Source organism: Chryseomicrobium palamuruense, from assembly GCF_042649045.1.
In the GTDB taxonomy this organism is placed as follows: Bacteria; Bacillota; Bacilli; order Bacillales_A; family Planococcaceae; genus Chryseomicrobium; species Chryseomicrobium palamuruense.
The window spans coordinates 122,502-141,043 of sequence record NZ_JBHSEF010000022.1 but is presented as its reverse complement, the minus strand read 5'-3'; the positions used below and the strand labels follow the sequence as shown (position 1 = coordinate 141,043).

The 18,542-nt window shown below is 40.3% G+C and carries 23 protein-coding genes; 16 read left to right on the top strand and 7 right to left on the bottom strand.

The features are described from left to right. The first annotated feature begins 67 nt into the window (after positions 1 to 67). Both ACFO0S_RS09090 and ACFO0S_RS09085 read left to right on the top strand, forming a co-directional pair. The gene (locus ACFO0S_RS09090) at positions 68 to 595 is read left to right on the top strand and encodes a CAP domain-containing protein (RefSeq protein ID WP_378141596.1); all 528 of its coding nucleotides are present in this window, start codon (positions 68 to 70) and stop codon (positions 593 to 595) included. 61 nt (positions 596 to 656) lie between these two features. Then, positions 657 to 1,070: a pyridoxamine 5'-phosphate oxidase family protein gene (locus tag ACFO0S_RS09085; protein WP_378141595.1), complete on the top strand. Its 414-nt coding sequence runs from the start codon at positions 657 to 659 to the stop codon at positions 1,068 to 1,070. Between the two features lie 40 nt (positions 1,071 to 1,110). Here ACFO0S_RS09085 and ACFO0S_RS09080 read toward each other — a convergent pair whose 3' ends face one another. Both ACFO0S_RS09080 and ACFO0S_RS09075 read right to left on the bottom strand, forming a co-directional pair. Further along, positions 1,111 to 1,569 (bottom strand): GDYXXLXY domain-containing protein, encoded by a 459-nt coding sequence (locus ACFO0S_RS09080; RefSeq protein WP_378141593.1) that lies wholly within the window; start codon positions 1,567 to 1,569, stop codon positions 1,111 to 1,113. Next, positions 1,566 to 2,738, bottom strand: coding sequence for a DUF2157 domain-containing protein (locus ACFO0S_RS09075; protein WP_378141592.1), 1,173 nt, complete (start codon positions 2,736 to 2,738; stop codon positions 1,566 to 1,568). The genes ACFO0S_RS09080 and ACFO0S_RS09075 overlap by 4 nt, the downstream gene beginning before the upstream one ends. 202 nt (positions 2,739 to 2,940) lie before the next feature. Here ACFO0S_RS09075 and ACFO0S_RS09070 point away from each other — a divergent pair, with 202 nt between their 5' ends. Further along, positions 2,941 to 4,593, top strand: a complete 1,653-nt coding sequence (locus ACFO0S_RS09070; protein ID WP_378141726.1) for a phospho-sugar mutase — start codon at positions 2,941 to 2,943, stop codon at positions 4,591 to 4,593. Positions 4,594 to 4,679: 86 nt separating this feature from the next. After that, positions 4,680 to 4,991, top strand: a complete 312-nt coding sequence (locus ACFO0S_RS09065) for a helix-turn-helix domain-containing protein (protein ID WP_378141591.1) — start codon at positions 4,680 to 4,682, stop codon at positions 4,989 to 4,991. A 110-nt stretch (positions 4,992 to 5,101) separates the two neighbouring features. Here ACFO0S_RS09065 and ACFO0S_RS09060 read toward each other — a convergent pair whose 3' ends face one another. Next, positions 5,102 to 5,563 carry an RNA polymerase sigma factor gene (locus ACFO0S_RS09060; RefSeq protein WP_378141588.1) on the bottom strand — a complete coding sequence of 154 codons (462 nt, stop codon included), beginning with the start codon at positions 5,561 to 5,563 and terminating at the stop codon, positions 5,102 to 5,104. A gap of 245 nt (positions 5,564 to 5,808) precedes the next feature. Here ACFO0S_RS09060 and ACFO0S_RS09055 point away from each other — a divergent pair, with 245 nt between their 5' ends. After that, on the top strand, positions 5,809 to 6,279 hold the full coding sequence (locus ACFO0S_RS09055) for a competence protein ComK (protein ID WP_378141586.1): 471 nt from the start codon (positions 5,809 to 5,811) through the stop codon (positions 6,277 to 6,279). A gap of 42 nt (positions 6,280 to 6,321) precedes the next feature. On the opposite strand, the gene ACFO0S_RS09050 is transcribed toward ACFO0S_RS09055, so the two are convergent. After that, positions 6,322 to 7,593 carry a S8 family peptidase gene (locus tag ACFO0S_RS09050; protein WP_378141724.1) on the bottom strand — a complete coding sequence of 424 codons (1,272 nt, stop codon included), beginning with the start codon at positions 7,591 to 7,593 and terminating at the stop codon, positions 6,322 to 6,324. Between the two features lie 63 nt (positions 7,594 to 7,656). After that, positions 7,657 to 7,863, bottom strand: coding sequence for a hypothetical protein (locus ACFO0S_RS09045; RefSeq protein ID WP_378141584.1), 207 nt, complete (start codon positions 7,861 to 7,863; stop codon positions 7,657 to 7,659). 223 nt (positions 7,864 to 8,086) lie between these two features. Between ACFO0S_RS09045 and ACFO0S_RS09040 the strand changes: the two genes are divergently transcribed. The 3 genes from ACFO0S_RS09040 (at position 8,087) to ACFO0S_RS09030 (ending at position 10,834) form a co-directional block, all read left to right on the top strand. Beyond that, positions 8,087 to 9,304, top strand: a complete 1,218-nt coding sequence (locus ACFO0S_RS09040) for a helix-turn-helix domain-containing protein (protein ID WP_378141582.1) — start codon at positions 8,087 to 8,089, stop codon at positions 9,302 to 9,304. An 18-nt stretch (positions 9,305 to 9,322) separates the two neighbouring features. Further along, entirely contained in the window at positions 9,323 to 9,475 is a 153-nt protein-coding gene (locus tag ACFO0S_RS09035; RefSeq protein WP_378141580.1) for a hypothetical protein, read from the top strand. Positions 9,476 to 9,610: 135 nt separating this feature from the next. After that, positions 9,611 to 10,834, top strand: a complete 1,224-nt coding sequence (locus ACFO0S_RS09030) for a tetratricopeptide repeat protein (protein ID WP_378141579.1) — start codon at positions 9,611 to 9,613, stop codon at positions 10,832 to 10,834. A 63-nt stretch (positions 10,835 to 10,897) separates the two neighbouring features. On the opposite strand, the gene ACFO0S_RS09025 is transcribed toward ACFO0S_RS09030, so the two are convergent. Then, positions 10,898 to 11,116, bottom strand: coding sequence for an antibiotic biosynthesis monooxygenase family protein (locus ACFO0S_RS09025; RefSeq protein ID WP_378141577.1), 219 nt, complete (start codon positions 11,114 to 11,116; stop codon positions 10,898 to 10,900). Between the two features lie 135 nt (positions 11,117 to 11,251). Between ACFO0S_RS09025 and ACFO0S_RS09020 the strand changes: the two genes are divergently transcribed. The 5 genes from ACFO0S_RS09020 (at position 11,252) to ACFO0S_RS09000 (ending at position 15,137) form a co-directional block, all read left to right on the top strand. Beyond that, on the top strand, positions 11,252 to 11,935 hold the full coding sequence (locus ACFO0S_RS09020; protein ID WP_378141575.1) for a response regulator transcription factor: 684 nt from the start codon (positions 11,252 to 11,254) through the stop codon (positions 11,933 to 11,935). After that, a complete protein-coding gene (locus ACFO0S_RS09015; protein WP_378141573.1) occupies positions 11,925 to 13,247 on the top strand; it encodes a sensor histidine kinase in 1,323 nt (440 codons plus the stop codon). Before ACFO0S_RS09020 ends, ACFO0S_RS09015 begins: the two co-directional genes overlap by 11 nt. A gap of 58 nt (positions 13,248 to 13,305) precedes the next feature. Then, entirely contained in the window at positions 13,306 to 13,890 is a 585-nt protein-coding gene (locus ACFO0S_RS09010) for a PepSY domain-containing protein (protein WP_378141571.1), read from the top strand. Between the two features lie 88 nt (positions 13,891 to 13,978). Next, positions 13,979 to 14,539, top strand: coding sequence for a PepSY domain-containing protein (locus tag ACFO0S_RS09005; protein WP_378141569.1), 561 nt, complete (start codon positions 13,979 to 13,981; stop codon positions 14,537 to 14,539). Positions 14,540 to 14,651: 112 nt separating this feature from the next. After that, the gene (locus ACFO0S_RS09000; RefSeq protein WP_378141567.1) at positions 14,652 to 15,137 is read left to right on the top strand and encodes a divergent PAP2 family protein; all 486 of its coding nucleotides are present in this window, start codon (positions 14,652 to 14,654) and stop codon (positions 15,135 to 15,137) included. Positions 15,138 to 15,168: 31 nt separating this feature from the next. Here ACFO0S_RS09000 and ACFO0S_RS08995 read toward each other — a convergent pair whose 3' ends face one another. Next, positions 15,169 to 15,450: a hypothetical protein gene (locus ACFO0S_RS08995; protein WP_378141565.1), complete on the bottom strand. Its 282-nt coding sequence runs from the start codon at positions 15,448 to 15,450 to the stop codon at positions 15,169 to 15,171. 120 nt (positions 15,451 to 15,570) lie between these two features. Here ACFO0S_RS08995 and ACFO0S_RS08990 point away from each other — a divergent pair, with 120 nt between their 5' ends. The 3 genes from ACFO0S_RS08990 to ACFO0S_RS08980 all read left to right on the top strand — a co-directional run bounded on the left by ACFO0S_RS08990 (position 15,571) and on the right by ACFO0S_RS08980 (position 18,506). Further along, positions 15,571 to 16,383: a DUF1206 domain-containing protein gene (locus ACFO0S_RS08990; RefSeq protein WP_378141562.1), complete on the top strand. Its 813-nt coding sequence runs from the start codon at positions 15,571 to 15,573 to the stop codon at positions 16,381 to 16,383. Between the two features lie 429 nt (positions 16,384 to 16,812). Next, positions 16,813 to 17,292 (top strand): C40 family peptidase, encoded by a 480-nt coding sequence (locus ACFO0S_RS08985; RefSeq protein ID WP_378141560.1) that lies wholly within the window; start codon positions 16,813 to 16,815, stop codon positions 17,290 to 17,292. Positions 17,293 to 17,438: 146 nt separating this feature from the next. After that, positions 17,439 to 18,506 (top strand): branched-chain amino acid aminotransferase, encoded by a 1,068-nt coding sequence (locus tag ACFO0S_RS08980; RefSeq protein WP_378141557.1) that lies wholly within the window; start codon positions 17,439 to 17,441, stop codon positions 18,504 to 18,506. The last annotated feature ends 36 nt before the right edge of the window (positions 18,507 to 18,542 follow it).

The following is an 18,542-nucleotide window of genomic DNA, read 5'->3' as shown; positions in this document are numbered from 1 at the left end:
TTCGATTAGAGTAGGGGCCTACGGCAAATGATGATACAGTAGTAGAAACAAGTGAGGGGGTCATGAGATGAGGCTAATAAGATGGGTGCCACTATTTTTTATTCTACTTCTTGTAAGCGGATGTATTATGATTCCGCTTGGAGTCGAACTTTCTCCAACTGAAAAAGTGAAGATTGCATTACCAGGCACTGAAGAGCCTGTGAACCTAAGTACGTACGAACAGCAATTATTGAACCTGGTGAACAAAGAACGTGAAGCGGAAGGCCTTCAGCCACTACAATATGACTCAAAAGTCGCTAAGGTCGCCCAATTGAAAGCACAAGATTTGTTGACCAATAACTATTTTGAGCATGAATCGCCCACCTATGGAAGTCCGAGTGAGATGTTAACACAGTTTGATGTGAGCTGGACAGCATCGGGGGAAAATATAGCAGCTGGTCAACGATCTGTTGAAGAAGTGCATGAAGGTTGGATGAATAGTCCGGGGCATCGTGAGAATATTCTGCAGGAGATCTATACTCATGTAGGCTTTGGTTTTACTGAAGGCGGAGGAGATTACGGTACGTACTGGGTGCAGCTATTTACTCGGTATTGATGGTTTAGGCGTTCTCTGGTTGGGAATACTCTAAATAATTCAGTCAAAGGAGCGTGTTAGAATGTCAGCAAAAGAAACCGCATTACGTATTATAGATGAAAGTCGCTTAGGTACGATGGCTACCGTAAATGAAGGGAAGCCGTACAGCCGGTATATGACATTTATGAATGATGGATTTACCTTGTATACACCCACCTCCAAAGAATCTGAAAAAGTAGATCAACTCGAATCCAATCCATACACGCATATTCTTATTGGATATGAAGGAGAAGGATTTAATGACGCGTATCTTGAAATTTTAGGGCGTGTCTCGATTTCCGAAGACAACTCCTTAAAAGAGAAAATTTGGAATGACCAGATGAAACACTGGTTTGATGGACCACACGATCCGAACCTTGTCATTTTAAAGGTGATGCCAGAAACGGCTCGCTTAATGAATAAAAAAGGCGAGTCCCCTCAAACGATTGATTTTTAAATAGAGAAACAGCTTGACGATTTTCGCCAAGCTGCTTTTTTTATTCGTCTCTCACATCCAACTGGTACGGTCGAATGCTCCCCCACGGGCTGATATAAATTGTTGCTTTCAAATCTACAGCTTCTTCAAGCTCGGGCCCCCGACCTTGTTCGACATAATATTGTTCTAACGCCTCAATAGATACTCGACGATCCCAGTACATCCCTTTGATTGCGCCGGAAAAATCTTCTGTTTCTAAACGGTCCACAACAGCGTATCCATCAAGACCATCCGTAAGTGTAAAGTAAATCTCATCCCCCATCTCTAAATCAGCATTTATAGCCGCTTGATTGATATCTGGGTACTGAAGAAGAACATACTCCCCGTAAAAAGGGTCCCATGGATCGAAGGGTTCTGCACGAAGGACATACTCGTCACCAAACCAGGTCGTTGCGTAGAAGCTGAGAACGAGCAGGGAAGCTACAAGTGTTTGTCCTATTGGAATCCCCCATTTTCTCATGACTGACCACCTTCTTTCCGGCGATTAAGCCACCAGCCCACTCCTGACAGTACGAATAACAGAATCGCTCCAATGAAGAAGAAGAGTGACATATCCAGTCGTTGCCATGCGTAGATAAAGTAAATTACAAACTGAATGAGAATGAAGAATACGAACCCGCCTCGTAAAGAAAGATTTTGTCTTTGAGCGACGATTAGATAACCTAGTCCCACAATTTCTGATAGAACCGCAATGGCTATTGCAGATTCGTCGAGCAGTAAGAAGCCCATGAATCCAAGTAACGCAATCCAACTGATGTCACGATGATTTTTCCATAACAGAATACCAAGTACGATGCCCGTAATGGCTAGTAAAGACGATTCTGTTGTGTTCAAATCGACAAGAGAAAGTTCTGTTTCCCCACGTGCAATCAAATATCCGATTCCGGTCAGTCCTGCAAGGAGTTGTATCACTGGTTTAATCACAACGGATTTTTCATGGGATATCCACGGCAGAAGGGCTAAGATAAAGAGCGTCCATATTGGCCACAGTGCACTGTCATATTCGACAAGTGACCAAAGAAGTAGACCTGCACCGAATAAATGCAGGAAAGCGAATGCAGTTTCTGCCGGGCGCTTCACTTTATAAAAATGAAGGAACGCGATGGCCACAAAGATCAACCATTCGATCCATCCTATCTTTTCAACAAAACTGATTAGCAAAATGACACCTGTAACCAAATGGACAACCGCATAAAAGCGATGTTTAAAGAAATACAAATGGGCGAGAGCTGCTAAATAAGCGAACCATGGCAAAATGGAATTAGACAGGGATAGGTGAAATGTTTGAGCCGTGACTAAAATGGTAGCGATGAATAACGCATAGCCGAGTAATTGAAAGAGAATCGGGTATCCAAAATCTTTCTTCTCAGAAACGTCTGAAAGAACGTAGGCAATCCACATAAAGACAAGTAACATACCCGTTTTTAGTAAATCAGGAATCAGATCCCAATTCGCTGCGATAAAACTAAAGGTGGCTAGTGTAAAAAAGATAAGGCCAACGGTTAGTAGTAGTGGAATTTTTCGTCTCTGAGGTTGCTTTTCCTCATAGGCCTGTATTGCTGCTACGGTGATTTCATCGATGACGCCATGTTCACGCCATTCCTGAAGCTTTCGTTGCCAGTCATACACGATGAACACCTTCCTTTCTATTTATCTCATTCGACATAGCAGTCTATTCTCCTTTTCGGTATACTAAAAGGAAATAGTTGCCTGTTTACTTTATTAGACGTCATCAATAACGAACGGGTTACAGGTAATCTTACTATGGAGGATATTAATTTTGAACACTACATATTCAAATTGGCTATCATCCGACATCATTTCTGAAGGGATGAAAAATCAACTTTCTAAAATGTCCCAGACAGAAATTGAGGATGCTTTTTACCAGGATCTTGCATTCGGAACAGGAGGGATGCGCGGCATTCTTGGTCCTGGCACCAATCGGATGAATGTTTTAACTGTGCGTCGTGCAGCACATGGTATTGCAACCTACATAAAATCATTAGGTGATGAATTTGTTAAGAAAGGTTTTGTGATTGCGTTCGATAATCGAAGGATGTCAAAAGAGTTTTCACTTGAAGTAGCATCCGTACTCTCCACCTACGAGATTCCTGTCTACCTTTACGATGCGCCGCGTACAACTCCGCAGCTTTCCTATTCCGTTCGAGCGCTAGGTACGGCGATGGGGATGATGATTACGGCGAGTCATAATCCACCAGAATATAACGGCTTAAAAGTTTATGGCTCCGATGGGGCACAACTCAATTTAAAAGACGCCGAAGATCTTGTTCACATCATTTATCAAATGGATGCACCTGAGAGAGTGATGGAGTCAGAAGCGAATACCTCTTTTATACAAACGATCAACTACAAAATGGATGTGGCCTATCAGCAAGAAGTGACCAACGTTATTTTTTCAAAAGAACGGCTTAAGGAAACGAATCTGAAGGTCGTCTTTACACCGCTTCACGGAGCTTCCGGAGAAACAGTTGCATCTATAGCGGAACAATTGCAACTACAACATTTTCATTATGTAGAAGATCAAATGAAGCCTGACGGAGAATTTCCAACGGTCCGTTCAGCCAATCCAGAAGAACAAGATGCATTTCAACTGGCAATTAAAAAAGGTACAGAGCTAGAGGCTGATGTATTAATTGCTGTCGATCCGGACGGGGACCGCGTAGGTCTCGCCGTTTGGCATGAAGGAGGATATCAACTTCTTAACGGAAATGAGACGGGAGCACTAGCCCTAAATTTCTTGCTCAGCCAGCATCTAGAAAACGGCACATTACCTGAAGATGGCATGATATTTAAGACGATCGTTACTTCTGAGATGGGTAGAGCAATCGCATCTACTTATGGAGTAGACACAGAAAACGTTCTAACAGGATTTAAATTTATCGGGGAAAAAATTCGGGAAAATGAATCGGCAAGGCGCTTCACCTACTTGTTTGGCTATGAAGAGAGTTACGGCTATTTAGTAAAACCTTTTGCCCGAGATAAAGATGCGGTACAAATGGTGTTTCTGTTAACCGAGATGGCTGCCTATTATAAGGAACAAAATCTGACTCTGTTCGACGCGTTGCAGTCCCTTTATAAAAAAGTAGGAGTTTATAAAGAAAAGCTTATTTCAGTTACTGTACCTGGGGCTTCTGGTGCAGAGGTTATAGCAAAAGCACTCGAAAGTGTACGAGAGGATTTGCCAAAAGAAATGGCAAATACAACTGTAGAACATGTAGAAGATTATCTTTCCCAAGTTCGAAAGTCACGTGAAAATGTAAACTCGATTTCTTTGCCAAGAGCAAATGTCATCAAATTCATCTTAGAGGATGAAACATGGGTGTGCTTACGTCCAAGTGGAACCGAGCCTAAAATCAAATACTATATCGGGGTGAAAAACGACTCCCTATCAAAGGCTGAAGAGCATCTTCTTAAAGTGGCGAATTGGGTCGAAAGCTGGATGAAAGTTAAACTCCAATCTTAAACTTTCCCAACCCAGGAGACCTATCTATCACTCTACTCCCTTGGTATAATTAGACCAACGAAATGAACCAAAGGGAGAGATTCAAGATGAATGCAAACTCGATTTTAACGGCACGTCCGCTGGATCATCTTTATGTTACGGGATTAAAGAAACGCTTTGTAGAAACACTCAAAACAGATTCGATGGTATTTTCAAATCACGCACCAAACCGTGTGCATGCAGTCTTACAAGCAGTTTTTGATCTGATGAATACAGAACGCATAGTTGAAGCTTCTAAAAGTGAGATTGCGGAACGTGCAGGACTCACTTTATACTTTGCTTCACAAATTTTAAAGCAGCTTGAAAAAGAAGGCTATGTCCTCCTACGCCGTGGAATCATGGTTTTGAACTTCAAATAATGTACCCCCTACACCCGATGCTCTTCTAGCATCAGGTGTTTTTTAATAAGATGGTTGTGGAACGAGCTCAGAGCTGTTAAGAGCGAGTAAGCTCTTTATCCGAAAGTACTTTAACAGCCGTTGGTGATCAGTTCTCTCAACACACGTAACGCTACTTTTTTTCTCTTTTTTACTCCCGCTTCAGAGATGTTTAGTAAATGTGCGATTTCTAATGCCGTATAGCCATAAATATAAGAGAGGATGATGACTTTTTGCTGAGCGTCTGACAAATCCTTAAGTATATCTAAGAAACATTCTTCTTCTTTCCATGTTGTCAACTGTTCAAAAAACGGTGTGTCGAGCGGGATATCTTTGGATGTTCGTTTTAATTCGTCAAGCACAGCCCCGTACATAGAACGGTAAGCGAAACCTGCAAATGAACCTTTTGATTCGTCATAGGTTTCCCATACTTTCCATAATGCAATTGTGGCTGCTTGTCTAAAGACGTCATGGTCACGATAAATCTGTGTCTTTCTTAAGATAGAAGAAATCATTGGTTGATATGCTTCTGCTACTTCTTCAAACGTGGTCATGTGGAGCAATCCTTTGTCTTGTGCACAAGAAGTATTCCTAGGTAAGACTTAGTGTAAAGGGGAGTGGAAAGGCGGTCGAATGAATAATTGATGAGTTTCACGAACCAAATTGTACGTTTAATAGAGAAAACTTCATTTATACAGAATCAAATTTTCGAAAAATATGAATATTGTAAATTTACTATTTACGGGAATAAATGGCAAGGGTATACTAGGAGTATTCTGGAATATTGAGGAGACTATGAATGGATCAACAGGCATTTGCACAGTTATCGAGTATACCTGTTCGGAAAATCTATGCGATTGGAAGCTGGCCTTTCCAGCCCTATCGTTCTGTCGTTTTTACTGTAGAGAAAGTGCATTATAGTGAAAGTAAGCCCGCAGACTTATTAGATGGAATCTGTTTATTGCACGGAGCTTCCTATAAAGGAAGAGAAGAAGCGACTCGACGACTCAGTCAAGAACAATATAAAAAGAAAGTACCTGTGATGATTTCCGAGCCTCTTGTGGCGGCCTTTCCGACAAGTTCACCTCAACACAATCAGTGCATTTGGTTATTCAATCATCCCATGACATTTATTTCATTAAATCCACAACGAACAAAAATTATTTTTCCAAACGGTGAATCATTGGAAGCTGAAGCGTCCCTTGCGATGCTACATAAACAGCGTAGTCGGATGTTTAGCGTTCTTGGTTATCCATCTCTCTATACATAAGAAAAGACCCTTGTCCTCCAACTGACAAGGGTCTTACTCATGTTATTGAACGCGTGCAAATCCAAAACCTGATGCATAATCATCGCCAGTTGCTGCACCGGTTCCTCCTTTAATGTCATATGCTTTCGCACGATTTTGAAGGTTTGTACGTAATTGTGTATGGGACCACAATGGGTTTTGTGCCCAAATTTTTGCAGCTAAACCTGCTACGTGTGGTGAAGCCATCGATGTACCACTGATTGAGTTATATCCACCATTGTTCCAAGTTGAATAGATAGCTGCACCAGGTGCAGAAATTTCCACATCACCGGTTTGAATAATATAGTCCCCATCTGTTGATGAATAGCCTCGCGAGGAGAAGTCAGCCACACGGTGAGTACCATTAACGAAACGGTTCTCAAGAGCTGCAACTGCAATGGCATTCGGAAGAGCCGCCGGATAGCCGATTGATCCCATCTGAGGTCCTGAATTTCCTGCAGCAGCTACGATTAATACGCCTTTAGAGTACGCATAGTTCACAGCACTAGAGATCAAGCTATTGTTACTTGAGGAACCTAGTGACATATTGATTACAGTTTTTGTACCAGTAGCAGAAGCTTGGTCTGCTGCGTGACGGATAGCTGCAGCAATGTCATCTGAGTACCCCGAACCATTGTCACCTAGAACTTTATATGCCCAAAGATCCGCATCCGGTGCAACGCCGTAAACCCCTGCTTTGTCGCTACCTCCATCTGCTAGAGCCGTACCTGCTACGTGAGTCCCGTGCCCGTTGGCATCATTACACTGTCCATTCGTTAATCCAGAAGCTGTCGTAAAGTCTTTGCACTGCTCTACGGTATTAACTAAGTCGTAGTGGTTTACATTAACTCCTGTATCAAGAACAGCGATGTTGATTCCTGAACCACCAGAAGTCGTCGTCAAGCCACTATTGTTGTAGATGGCCTTCATACCCCATGGCACTTGTTCGGATGGATACTCCGCCAGCACTTCCACATCACCTGGCTTATTCGCTGCGCGAAGGTCAGCCGCAACAGTTACTTCTTCTACTTTAGTCAACTTTAAGTTCTTGTTCTTCTGAAGAGCTTCAAATTGCTTCTCCGTCATCTCAGTCGAGAAAGTCGTCGCTGTGAACTCCCAGCGTTTGCCGTGTTGACCCTTCACTGTATTCGCTTGAGTTTGTGACGAAGCTTCCACAAAAACACGAATTTTTTCAACACCTTTATTTGATATGTCAGCTGCTGACACGCTAATGACAGTTCCAGCTAGAGATAATGCAAGTAGACCACTCATTACGACTGCTTTAGCTTTGTTCATCTTCATTTTGATTTCTCCTCCACCATTGTCAGTTTAGTGGGAGAACGTTTAACGCCTACCGAATTAGTCGCCAATCGATCTGTACGAATCACCAATGGGTGTCCAACCGTCTCCAATTGGTTTGTTGCGATCTCCAACGGGCTTCCAATTTTCTTCAATAGGAGCGAAACGATCTCCAATTGGTTGTACGAGTATAGAATTTGTGCCAACAGGTGATGCGAATGTTAGCGCTGGACATCCGACAATCACGTATGAGTTGACTTTGTTCATAAATCCCAATCTCCTTTGCAAAGGTTTAGGTTTGGGGGGTGTTGCTGATTACACTGTATCATGCTCAGAATTTTTTGTTTATTGGGAAAAAATAAAAGCGATTATGCGTTCGATTTTCCCAACATCTTATAGAAGTTGGAAATGAAATCGATTCCATTATTTGTTTTGTTTATTCCGAAAATTTGTTCTAAAATGGGAATGAGTGGAGAGGAGGCAGGAAAAAATGAAGATTGGATCGTTAATTAAATTCCATCGAACGAAGCAAGGGCTAACCCAACAAACGCTGGCTGATGGAATTTGTTCTGTTCCGCACTTAAGTAAGATTGAGAACAATAGTAAAGAAGCGAACGAAGAAACAATACGCCTACTCTTAGAGCGGCTAAATATAGACTTGCAGGATGTAGAGAAGTTAGAGGGTGAAATTAAACTTTTATTAAGAAGATTTGTCGATGAAATGTATTACTTAGAAATGGATCAATTAGAAAAAACCTATAATGAACTTATTACTAAAGATGAATTAATTCCATTTACAGATCAACTTTATTTATATGAATTATATAAAGCAAGATATTATTTACTCATTCATAAAGCAGACAAAGCAGAAAAACAATTGAAGTGGTTAACAGTTCACAAGCAAAACTTTTCCCAACTCGAAAAGCATTTACATACGTACATTAGTGCTTTAGCATTAGCTATAAGGGGAAAGGTGGAAGATGCAGAAGAACAATTATCATATCTAATTGAAAATGCTTTGATGAGTCCAGAAATGATTGGGGAAATTAATTATAATTTTTCTGTGTTAAAGTCCAGTTTAAATCAATATGGCCCATCCATTTATTATGGGAAAAATGCGTTACAACAATTTAAAGAAGATTTTAATTTTATACGAATTGTTCAAGTGCAAATGTTACTTGCAGTTAATTATTCAAGAGCATTGATGTTTAATGAAGCATTGGAGATTTATCAACATCTTATTAGAAATACAATGTTGTTAAATAAGAAGGAATATTTGCCAAGTATATATCATAACATGGGGGATATGTACCACATGATTGATAAATATGATATGGCAGGTGAGTATTTTTCTAAGGCAATGGAATTATTGCCAAAGACATCTGAACTATATCTCTTATCACTACACAATAAAGGGATATCAGAGATGGAAAATAAGAATTACGTAAAAAGTAAAAGTAGTTTCGAACTATTAAATTCAGTTTCTAGACAAATACAAAATACTCACTATCAATTGTTTTCTCAGTTCTACTTAATAAAAGTCTCAGGAAAAATAGATGAAGCAATGAAGTATTTAGAAACCAAAATATTGCCATATACTAATAAAAAAACTGAGCTAAAAGAATCACATAAACATTTTTCTCAATTATTAGCTGACTATTTTAAGGAAAAAGGTCAGTTTGATAAAGCTTTACACCTATTAGATTAATAAGGAGAGATATTGGATATGAAAAAAAGAATAGTTATAACATTATTTTTCGCTTGTGCATTGATTTTTACTTTTGGAAATGACATCGCAATGGTTGCTGCTCCAGAACTGTTTTCACCAATGGGTGCCGGTAGAACACCTACTATCCCAATCCTACCACCAATCAATTAATCTACTAAGCCGTCTCGTAAATTTACGAGACGGCTTTTAATATGTAAAAGACTTTAGTGATAAATGTAAAATATTGTTTTGTAACAGTGACTTTTTTCCACTACTATTAAGAAAACAAGTAAAGTAGGACGTCATATGAATTATAAAGGATACATCTTATATGAACTTGACCATCAGAAAATCAACGATAAAATACTTGAGAAACAAAATTTGTCAATAGACCGTTTAAAAAGTGTAGAAGAATTATCAGCGAAAGAATTAAAAGCGTATTTAAAAGTAATAGGCCTTACACAAGCTATGATTGACCAAAAGCTTAATCATTTGGACAATTTAATTGCTCAATTCACAAAACATGTCATATATATTAATGTTGAAAAAGCAGATTTTGTATATTATGAAATCGCAACCTATGATGAGTTTCTCCCATATACGGAATACTACCATATGGCCGAGCTATTAAAGTTGAGATATTTTATTTCTGCGCGGAAAAATGAATATATTACGAGTTCAGTTAAAAAGCTTAAGAAATTAAAACCTCACTTTTCATCATCAGAGGAAATTTTATTTGAGTATTTTCTGGGAATGGTAGAAATGATGCAATCAAATTTTATTAATGCAAATGAGAGATTTGAAAATTTAGCAAGGACCTACACTACTTTCATTGGATTTGAAGCGGAATTCTACTATCATTTAAGTCTGATTAAAACTAATCTAGAAGAGCAAAGTCGAGCAATCTATTATGGTAAGAAAGCACTCGAGTATGCCTCTGCCCAATATAACTTTAAGCGAATTTTACTTATTCAAATGGGATTAGCTGTGAACTTTTCAAATGCTCATATTTATGAGGATGCAGCAGAATGTTATGATCATGTGTTAAGAAACGCAGAGATGTTGGACCAAAAAGATATGATTCCTTATATTTATCATAATATGGCTGATTTACATTATAAGACGCAAAACTATTCAGTTGCATTGGCATATTTTAAAATTGCTCAACAGCATTTTTCACAGAATGATATGTACTATGTAAACTGCCTCTTTAATATTGGATTAACTGAAATCGAATTAAAAAAGCATGGGGATGCATTAAATACATTTGAGGAACTCTACCAAATTGCTAAAGAAAAGAGACTGGAAAACTTTCAACTATACTCTAGTTATTACTTGATGTCGTTAAGTGGTCCTGAACAAGAAGCGATGGACTATTTAGAAAATGAGGTCTTGCCTTTTACCAAATCTCTTCCAGAAGAAAAGTATATGGAGGATTTATTCTCCCAACTATTAGTTCGGTATTATCGTAAACTAAAAAAATTCGATAAAGCTTTTCAATTTATTTCAGACTACAAATACACCCATTAGAAAAAGCGTGGCAGCCAACTCGGCTCCTACGCTTCTATTTATATAATTCCTTTAATGCAGTTTCTAGTTTAATTGTTGACTTCGAACCCACGACAAATAATGTTGCTTAGATTCCCATTCCACATAGACACTGATTTCGCCTTGTTTCTTGGCATTTTGAAGCAATTGAAAGCGTGAAAAACCACGTTCTTGGTCTACTTTTCGTGATCGTTTCTTATAAATCCTGATGACTTCATCTGCTTTTTCTGCAGATACTAAAAATGTAGATGTCACTACATACATAGACCAAACCTCCTTTTTCTGTATATTCAAGTGTAACACTGTCCAATGATCATGTCTAAACTAGGAGTGAACATTCTGACCAACAGAAGAAATTTCTGGTACGATGAACAAAACAGCAGGAATGGAGAAGGTGCCATGACGGAAACCATTTTAATTGTTGAAGATGAAGTGAAAATTGCGAGGCTCCTTCAACTGGAGTTGGAGTATGAAGGCTATTATACAGTGATTGCCCATACAGGAATGGATGGTCTAATTTCCTTTCGTGAAAAAGAAATTGACTTAGTGTTGCTCGATGTTATGCTTCCGGAAATGAACGGGTTCGAAGTGTTGAAGCGAATTCGAGCAACAGATGAACATACGCCTGTACTTATGCTAACCGCAAAAGGAACGGTGAAGGATAAAGTGGAGGGGCTGGATCTCGGGGCAAACGATTACATTACCAAACCTTTTGAGATGGAAGAAGTTTTCGCCAGAATCCGGTCAGCTTTAAGACGTACAGCCAACAAACAAACGGGAATGCATAAGGGGAGTCTCATGCTGGATGAGACAAAGCATGAAGTGATGCGTGACGGGGAATTGATTCCATTCACACCTCGAGAATTCGAACTCCTCGCGTACTTTATGAAAAATCCGGAACAGGTACTTACTCGTGAACAAATTCTTGATCGAGTATGGGGCTTCGATTATTACGGAGATACGAATGTAGTGGATGTCTATGTCCGCTACGTACGAAAAAAACTAGAAACGCCAGGCAAAAGTTATTTGCAAACTATACGTGGTGTTGGTTACATGCTGAAGGAGACAAAAGATGAAGCTTAAGGCAAAGATTCATATTTACTCAACACTTCTTGCTTGTATCACGATCCTTTTCGTGAACGGTCTCACGTTCTTCCTTGTCCAACAAAATGCGTATTCCAATGCTGCCAATCCACTGCGAAACGATATTCAACAGATTGCGGCCGCACTTACATCCGTTCAAGAGGAGCGTGACATTCCAACCATTCTGCGTGCGTATATACCGGAAAACGGAGCCATCCGCGTAGTCGAAAACAATCAACTACTTTTTTCTATTGATACTGTCGACAGACTTCACAATTATGAAGTAGCCATCCCGCCATCAAAACCCTTTATTCAATCGGAATGGAATAATCAAACGGTTCTTTCTGTGGCCACCGAAGCGCTGATAGGAACAGGCCAGATTGTTCAAATCCAGCTTCATCAGACGCAACAAGAACTCGATGACACATTGACTTTACTTATGCGAACATTTCTATTTGTTACCATTGCGGGCATCTTACTACTCTTCACATCGAATTTTATTTTAGGTCGCCAAATTACTGCACCAATTGAAAAATTAATCTCTCAAATGAGAGCGAATCGCCAACATGCTGCTTATCAAGAAATAGATGTTGATGCGGAAATGAGAGATGAGACGGCTCAGTTGAGTCGAGAATTTAATGCAATGATGCGGCAGCTTGAAGAAAACTACCGGAAGCAAGAACAATTTGTATCGAATGCGTCACATGAATTGAAGACACCTCTAACAATCATTGAAAGCTATGCAAATCTACTAAAGCGGCGCGGGGTAGAAGATCCTGCTGTCACTCAAGAAGCAATTAACGCCATCACAAGTGAGACGGATCGAATGAAAAAGTTGCTTGAACAATTTTTAGAATTGGCTCGGAGTACGCAACCAGTAGACGTGGATTTAGTATGGATGGACCTTTCACCTATAGTTAGACAGGTTGCCATGCAGATGGAGCGAATAACGGAGAGAACTGTTCTTCTGTCCATTCCCGAGATTTTGCAAAAACAAATGGAACCATCTCGCTTTCGTCAGCTCCTGACGTTACTTTTAGACAACGCCATCAAATATAGCGAAAAAGACGTACGTATTGAAATGGATTCCTCCGCAATTCGAATCCATGATCAAGGACAGGGTATCCCTGAAGACGCGTTACCTCACGTCTTTGACCGCTTTTACCGTGTGGATGAAGCGCGTTCCCGAGTTGCTGGGGGGAGCGGCATTGGACTTGCCCTTGCCAAAGAACTTGCCGGACAAGTGAATATGGATCTCACTCTGCGAAGTGAAGTGGGCCTCGGGACAACGGCTATTCTTACGTTCCGATAGTTCTCATCAACTTTTAATGTCGACATTGTAACCTAGAGTAAAGGAGGTGCCTGAGACGATGAAGAAAAGATGGGGAATTGTCATTCTAGCTGTAGGTGCTATTGGTCTGATCAGCTTGTTTATCCACCAATTTGTTACGTCTGGTGAAGAACGTTTAGACCCTGCGGAAGTGCAACAACAATTGGAACGAATGTATGCGGGTGAAGTTACTGCACTAGAAGTGGTGGGTGAAGAATACAAAGCCACCATTACTCGCGATGATGGTATCTATGAAGTACGTACGGACCGGCTATACGGAAATGTTTTCTCTCTAGTAAAACTCCAGGAAGGGGAAAGAATCACTGAAAATTCAAGCCCGACACAAGAAGAACCATCAAGTGCTCCGGAAACGACCCCGGAACCCAATGAGGAAAAACCAGCTGCCTCTTCCACACGGTTAACGGAGCAACAAATAAGTGAAATTGCCCTTGCTCAAGTTCAAGGTACCATTGAAGACATTGATTTTGAAGAGTCTCAAGATGGTGGGTATTACCTCGTAGAAGTGGAGCGACCTGCTCAAAATGGGGATGACGATGGTCCAGAAGCGACCCTCCAAATTCAAGCGATTACAGGGGAAGTTCTGTCGATTGTCTGGGATGATTAGTCTCTCATGAAACTCTAATGTTTTTCTCAGTGTGTTCTCATCTAACCTGGATAAGATAAGAGTAAGAAAAACAAAGGAGGAAGTTATAATGAACTTAACAAAAACAAACAAATGGGTAATCGGAGCAGCAGCAGTCGGAGCATTGGCTATAGGGGGCGTCGCGTTAGCAGACGATCGGGATGATCTAGTGAATGTAATTCCAGTCACTCAAAACAGTGCAGACTTTATTGGAGAAGAGCGTGCAAAAGAAATTGCAGCAGAGACCGGAAAAGGAGACATTGTCAGTTTCTCTCTTGATACAGATGATGGTAGAGCCCATTATGATGTGGAAATGAAGGATGGGCAATTACAGTATGAGTTTGATATTGATGCGGTCACCGGTGACGTACGTGATTACGAAGAAGATCGTGAGGATGACGACTCGAATGCTACGAACAATGGAACTGTCACTTCGGCAACTGACCAGAAAATGTTGACACAAGATGAAGCCGTGGCTAAAGTTCAGGACCGTGTTTCGGGAACGCTCACAAAATTTGAGCTAGATGATAACCAGTACGAGCTTGAATTTCGTGACGGATCGACTGAGTATGAAATCGAAATGAACCCATATACAGGAGACATCATTGAGTTTGAAAAAGACAATGATTAACACCGACAAGGAGGGCGCTATGCCCTTCTTTTTTAATGCACATTTGTTCGTTTACGATACCTTGTTCGAGGGGTATAGTAGGAGAAATTAGTTTACATAGGAGGACCTATTCATGAAAACACCTACACCCGATTTTAAAATGAATCGTGGGATTTTGACGGCCATCAGTGCCATTGGAATTGCACAAGGACTTAAAATTTTGACTCATAAGAAAGTGACCGGAAAATGGGAGGTTGGAAAAGCCATATCAACTGGCGGTATGCCAAGTTCCCACTCGGCGGGCGTTACGGCACTGGCTTCATATATTGCCACAAATAAAGGATTCCGTCATACAGAAACCGCTTTAGCTGTAACATTCGGAATCATTGTGATGTATGATGCGCAAGGAATTCGTCGGCATACAGGAGAAATTGCAAAGCTTGTAAACGATCTTGAGGATCATTTCTCAAAAATCAGTGGAGAATTCCCGAGCTATGAATATGTAGAACGCGAAAAAGAACTAAAAGAATTGCTCGGTCATCAACCGATAGAAGTGGTGGCTGGAGCTATGTTAGGAACCGTGCTTGGAATTATTTCTGCGAAAATTGAAGGTCAATAAAAAATGGTCACCCATTCTGGGTGCTCATTTTTTATGCTTCAAGTTTTGCGAGTCTCTCAGCGACAAATTGTTGATCTAAAGGTTGTAATGATTCTTCGTTGTAGTGTGCCATAGTATAAACGCTCATTTCTTGTCGAACTATTTTATCAGGTATCAGACGATACGCATCCAGAACGGCTAACAGCACATTGACATCTTCTCTTCCATAATGGACAATCCCTGAAAACGTAGAATGCAGTAATTCCTGATCTGATAATTGTGAATAAATCACTTTTCCATAGAAAACACGGTGAAGAGGGTAGGTGTTAACCAAATACTATCATTCAATCGGAAGAGAAATTTTTTTATCGTATGCCCCCTTTTTCATAGTATAGCAGGTTTCTATATACATAGAATCGGGGAAAGAAGAGCATTGAGAAAAGGGGGAGCGAGTGTGGAAGAGACAAAACCATGGATTCGTCGGTTCAGCCGAACTGGTTATATGACAAAAGGAATCGTCTACATAATTATTGGTGTGTTGGCATTGCTTGCTGCCTTTGGTCCAGGAGGCAATACAACTGGAACAACAGGAGCTGTCGAATATGTATCAACAATGCCTTTCGGAAAGTTATTATTATGGTTGATTGGCATCGGATTATTCGGATACATCATTTGGAATTTAATTAAAGCAATTAAAGACCCTCAGTATGAGGGGAAAGATGGGAAAGGTCTCATCAAACGCATTGGTTATTTTGTTAGTGCTATTATCCATGGGAATCTTGCTATAGCAGCCATACTATTAGCAATTCGGAAGAAATCATCGTCAAGTGGTGGAGAATCTGAAAGAGAGATCTCTGCTCGTTTGATGGAGCAACCTTTTGGTGTGTGGCTCGTGGGACTTATCGGTGCCATTATTTTGATTTATGGAATTTATGAACTGCAAAGTGGTGCACGACTCAAATTTTTAAAGCAATTAAAAACACATGAAATGAATGATAAGGAAATAAAAATGGCGAAACAAGCAGGTCGAACGGGACTGATTGCTCGCGGGATTGTGCTAGGATTAATCGGATTCTTCTTTTTACGAACAGCATGGACACACAATCCCGATAACTCCAAAGGAATTGGGGGCGCACTAGATGAACTAGCTGCGCAGCCTTATGGGATGTTTATTTTAGCAGCTGTAGCAGCTGGTCTCATTCTTTATGGTATCTATCAAATTGTCCGAGGCCGTTACGAACGAATGAACTTTGGGCACGGCTCATAAAATAGGAAGAATCTTTTTGATGGATATGGGTATGATGAAGCCTGCTGATAGACAAAAGAAGAATGCATACTTCCCCTAAAAGATTTGAATTCGTTCACATGAGTTATGGAAGATGTGTTTCTATTAAAGAAGAAATAAGAATAGGGATGAATTGTGCATAGTTTCAGCACAATTCACCCCTATTTACGTAGCTTATCATCCTATTAAATTAGCATCTAGAATATTTTAATCGAACTTATTTCTAATAATGGTTCTAATTAAAAACACGTACAACAATTCTAATTTCCTTTTCTATGAAGCTTCAAACCTAAATATGCCTTTTGTAACACGATTGTAATGTAATTGTAAAATAATTTAAGTACCTTACGTGGTAAGATAACTTCAGATAAGTTATCTGACAATTTGAAATCCACGGAGGAATTATATCTGATGTCATTACTTAAGAAGCTCATAGCCACGGTCATCGTATCGTTTGTATTAACAACCAGCTTATTTGCAGGATCTGCAGATGCAAGCTCAGTCAATGCTAACCAACTCGTTGCCAGTGCGAAAAGTGTCATGGGAGTAAAATATCGTTCAGGTGGAACAACTGCCGCTGGTTTTGATTGCTCAGGTTACGTTACCTACGTATTCAAAAAACAAGGAATCAACCTACCACGTACAAGTGGGGGAATGTATGCAACAGGTAAGGCTGTTGCGAAATCCAATCTTCAAGTAGGAGACCTCGTCTTCTTCAACACATCCGGTAAAGGAGTTTCTCATGTGGGAATCTACATCGGAAACAATAAATTTGCGCACTCTTCATCATCTAAAGGCGTTAGTGTTTCAAGCATTAATGATCCTTACTACTGGGGTAAACGCTACATTGGAGCAAAACGAGTAACAGGAGTATCTGTTGCGAAAAAATAAATAAATCATCTCAACCGCTTTGGCTCATGCTGAGGCGGTTTTATTATGCGAAAATTTTAAAAAATCACTTCCCTTTTTCGAGAGAGTGTGTATAATTGCATATAATATATTGCAAATAACTGCAAAGTCGAAAGGTTGTGCCGTGAATGGTAGTTAGCTTAGAAAAACACGTTTGTCATGATAAAAAGGCAAAGGTACCTGATCAACAATTAGTTTTTGGAAGAACGTTTACAGACCATATGTTTGTTGCTGATTATACTGCGGGGGTGGGGTGGCATGATTTGCGTATTCAACCTTATCAACCGCTCACTCTCGATCCTTCTGCCATTGTCTTTCATTATGGACAAACGGTATTTGAAGGCCTGAAAGCGTATAAATCACCTAATGGAATGGTGCGCCTCTTCCGTCCAAACCTAAACTTCGAGCGGATGAATGAGTCGTGTCAACGAATGAGCATGCCCGCAATCGACCCAGAAGCCATGCTCGAATCCTTGATTGAATTAATAAAAATTGAAAAAGACTGGATTCCGACCGCTCCTGGAACGAGTCTCTATATTCGTCCGTTTATGATTGCAACAGAAGGGTACCTCGGAGTAGCTCCTTCACAGAAATATAAATTTATGATTATTCTGTCCCCAGTAGGTTCTTACTACAAAGAAGGAATTGCACCAGTCAAAATTCTTGTTGAAAATCAATATGTTCGTGCTGTGGCAGGTGGAACAGGAACAGCAAAAACAGCCGGGAACTATGCAGCAAGTTTAAAGGCACAAGAAAAGGCGACAGAAGAAGGCTATTCCCAAGTCATGTGGCTGGATGGAGTTGAACGAAAATATATAGAAGAAGTGGGTAGTATGAATATCTTCTTTAAAATTGACGGGAAAGTAGTGACACCTGCGTTGAACGGAAGTATTTTGGACGGGATCACACGACGCTCCATCATTGATATGCTACGATACTGGGAAGTGCCCGTAATCGAACGACGCATTTCTATGGAAGAGATTCGGGAAGCTCATCGCACTGGAAAACTTGAAGAAGCGTGGGGAACGGGGACAGCTGCTGTCATTTCACCAATTGGAGAATTTAAATGGCAGAACGAATTATTCTATGTGAACAACGGTCAAGCAGGAGAGTTGTCTTCTCGTCTCTACGATACATTAACGGGCATTCAAAGTGGCCAACTGCCAGATCCATTTGGATGGACCATTGAATTTTAAACAAATAAAAGCTCTATCCCATATTTTTTTTGGGAT

Excerpts from the sequence above, each read along its gene's own strand:
- ACFO0S_RS09025 (WP_378141577.1), bottom strand. The coding sequence starts at position 11,116 with ATGTATGTAGTGACATCTACATTTTTAGTATCTGCAGAAAAAGCAGAT.
- ACFO0S_RS09085 (WP_378141595.1), top strand. The coding sequence starts at position 657 with ATGTCAGCAAAAGAAACCGCATTACGTATTATAGATGAAAGTCGCTTA.
- ACFO0S_RS09050 (WP_378141724.1), bottom strand. The coding sequence starts at position 7,593 with ATGAACAAAGCTAAAGCAGTCGTAATGAGTGGTCTACTTGCATTATCT.
- ACFO0S_RS09080 (WP_378141593.1), bottom strand. The coding sequence starts at position 1,569 with ATGAGAAAATGGGGGATTCCAATAGGACAAACACTTGTAGCTTCCCTG.
- ACFO0S_RS09030 (WP_378141579.1), top strand. The coding sequence starts at position 9,611 with ATGAATTATAAAGGATACATCTTATATGAACTTGACCATCAGAAAATC.
- ACFO0S_RS09045 (WP_378141584.1), bottom strand. The coding sequence starts at position 7,863 with ATGAACAAAGTCAACTCATACGTGATTGTCGGATGTCCAGCGCTAACA.
- ACFO0S_RS09000 (WP_378141567.1), top strand. The coding sequence starts at position 14,652 with ATGAAAACACCTACACCCGATTTTAAAATGAATCGTGGGATTTTGACG.
- ACFO0S_RS08985 (WP_378141560.1), top strand. The coding sequence starts at position 16,813 with ATGTCATTACTTAAGAAGCTCATAGCCACGGTCATCGTATCGTTTGTA.
- ACFO0S_RS09055 (WP_378141586.1), top strand. The coding sequence starts at position 5,809 with ATGGATCAACAGGCATTTGCACAGTTATCGAGTATACCTGTTCGGAAA.
- ACFO0S_RS09020 (WP_378141575.1), top strand. The coding sequence starts at position 11,252 with ATGACGGAAACCATTTTAATTGTTGAAGATGAAGTGAAAATTGCGAGG.
- ACFO0S_RS09010 (WP_378141571.1), top strand. The coding sequence starts at position 13,306 with ATGAAGAAAAGATGGGGAATTGTCATTCTAGCTGTAGGTGCTATTGGT.
- ACFO0S_RS09015 (WP_378141573.1), top strand. The coding sequence starts at position 11,925 with ATGAAGCTTAAGGCAAAGATTCATATTTACTCAACACTTCTTGCTTGT.
- ACFO0S_RS09005 (WP_378141569.1), top strand. The coding sequence starts at position 13,979 with ATGAACTTAACAAAAACAAACAAATGGGTAATCGGAGCAGCAGCAGTC.
- ACFO0S_RS09035 (WP_378141580.1), top strand. The coding sequence starts at position 9,323 with ATGAAAAAAAGAATAGTTATAACATTATTTTTCGCTTGTGCATTGATT.
- ACFO0S_RS08980 (WP_378141557.1), top strand. The coding sequence starts at position 17,439 with ATGGTAGTTAGCTTAGAAAAACACGTTTGTCATGATAAAAAGGCAAAG.
- ACFO0S_RS09070 (WP_378141726.1), top strand. The coding sequence starts at position 2,941 with ATGAAAAATCAACTTTCTAAAATGTCCCAGACAGAAATTGAGGATGCT.
- ACFO0S_RS09065 (WP_378141591.1), top strand. The coding sequence starts at position 4,680 with ATGAATGCAAACTCGATTTTAACGGCACGTCCGCTGGATCATCTTTAT.
- ACFO0S_RS09090 (WP_378141596.1), top strand. The coding sequence starts at position 68 with ATGAGGCTAATAAGATGGGTGCCACTATTTTTTATTCTACTTCTTGTA.
- ACFO0S_RS09040 (WP_378141582.1), top strand. The coding sequence starts at position 8,087 with ATGAAGATTGGATCGTTAATTAAATTCCATCGAACGAAGCAAGGGCTA.
- ACFO0S_RS09060 (WP_378141588.1), bottom strand. The coding sequence starts at position 5,563 with ATGACCACGTTTGAAGAAGTAGCAGAAGCATATCAACCAATGATTTCT.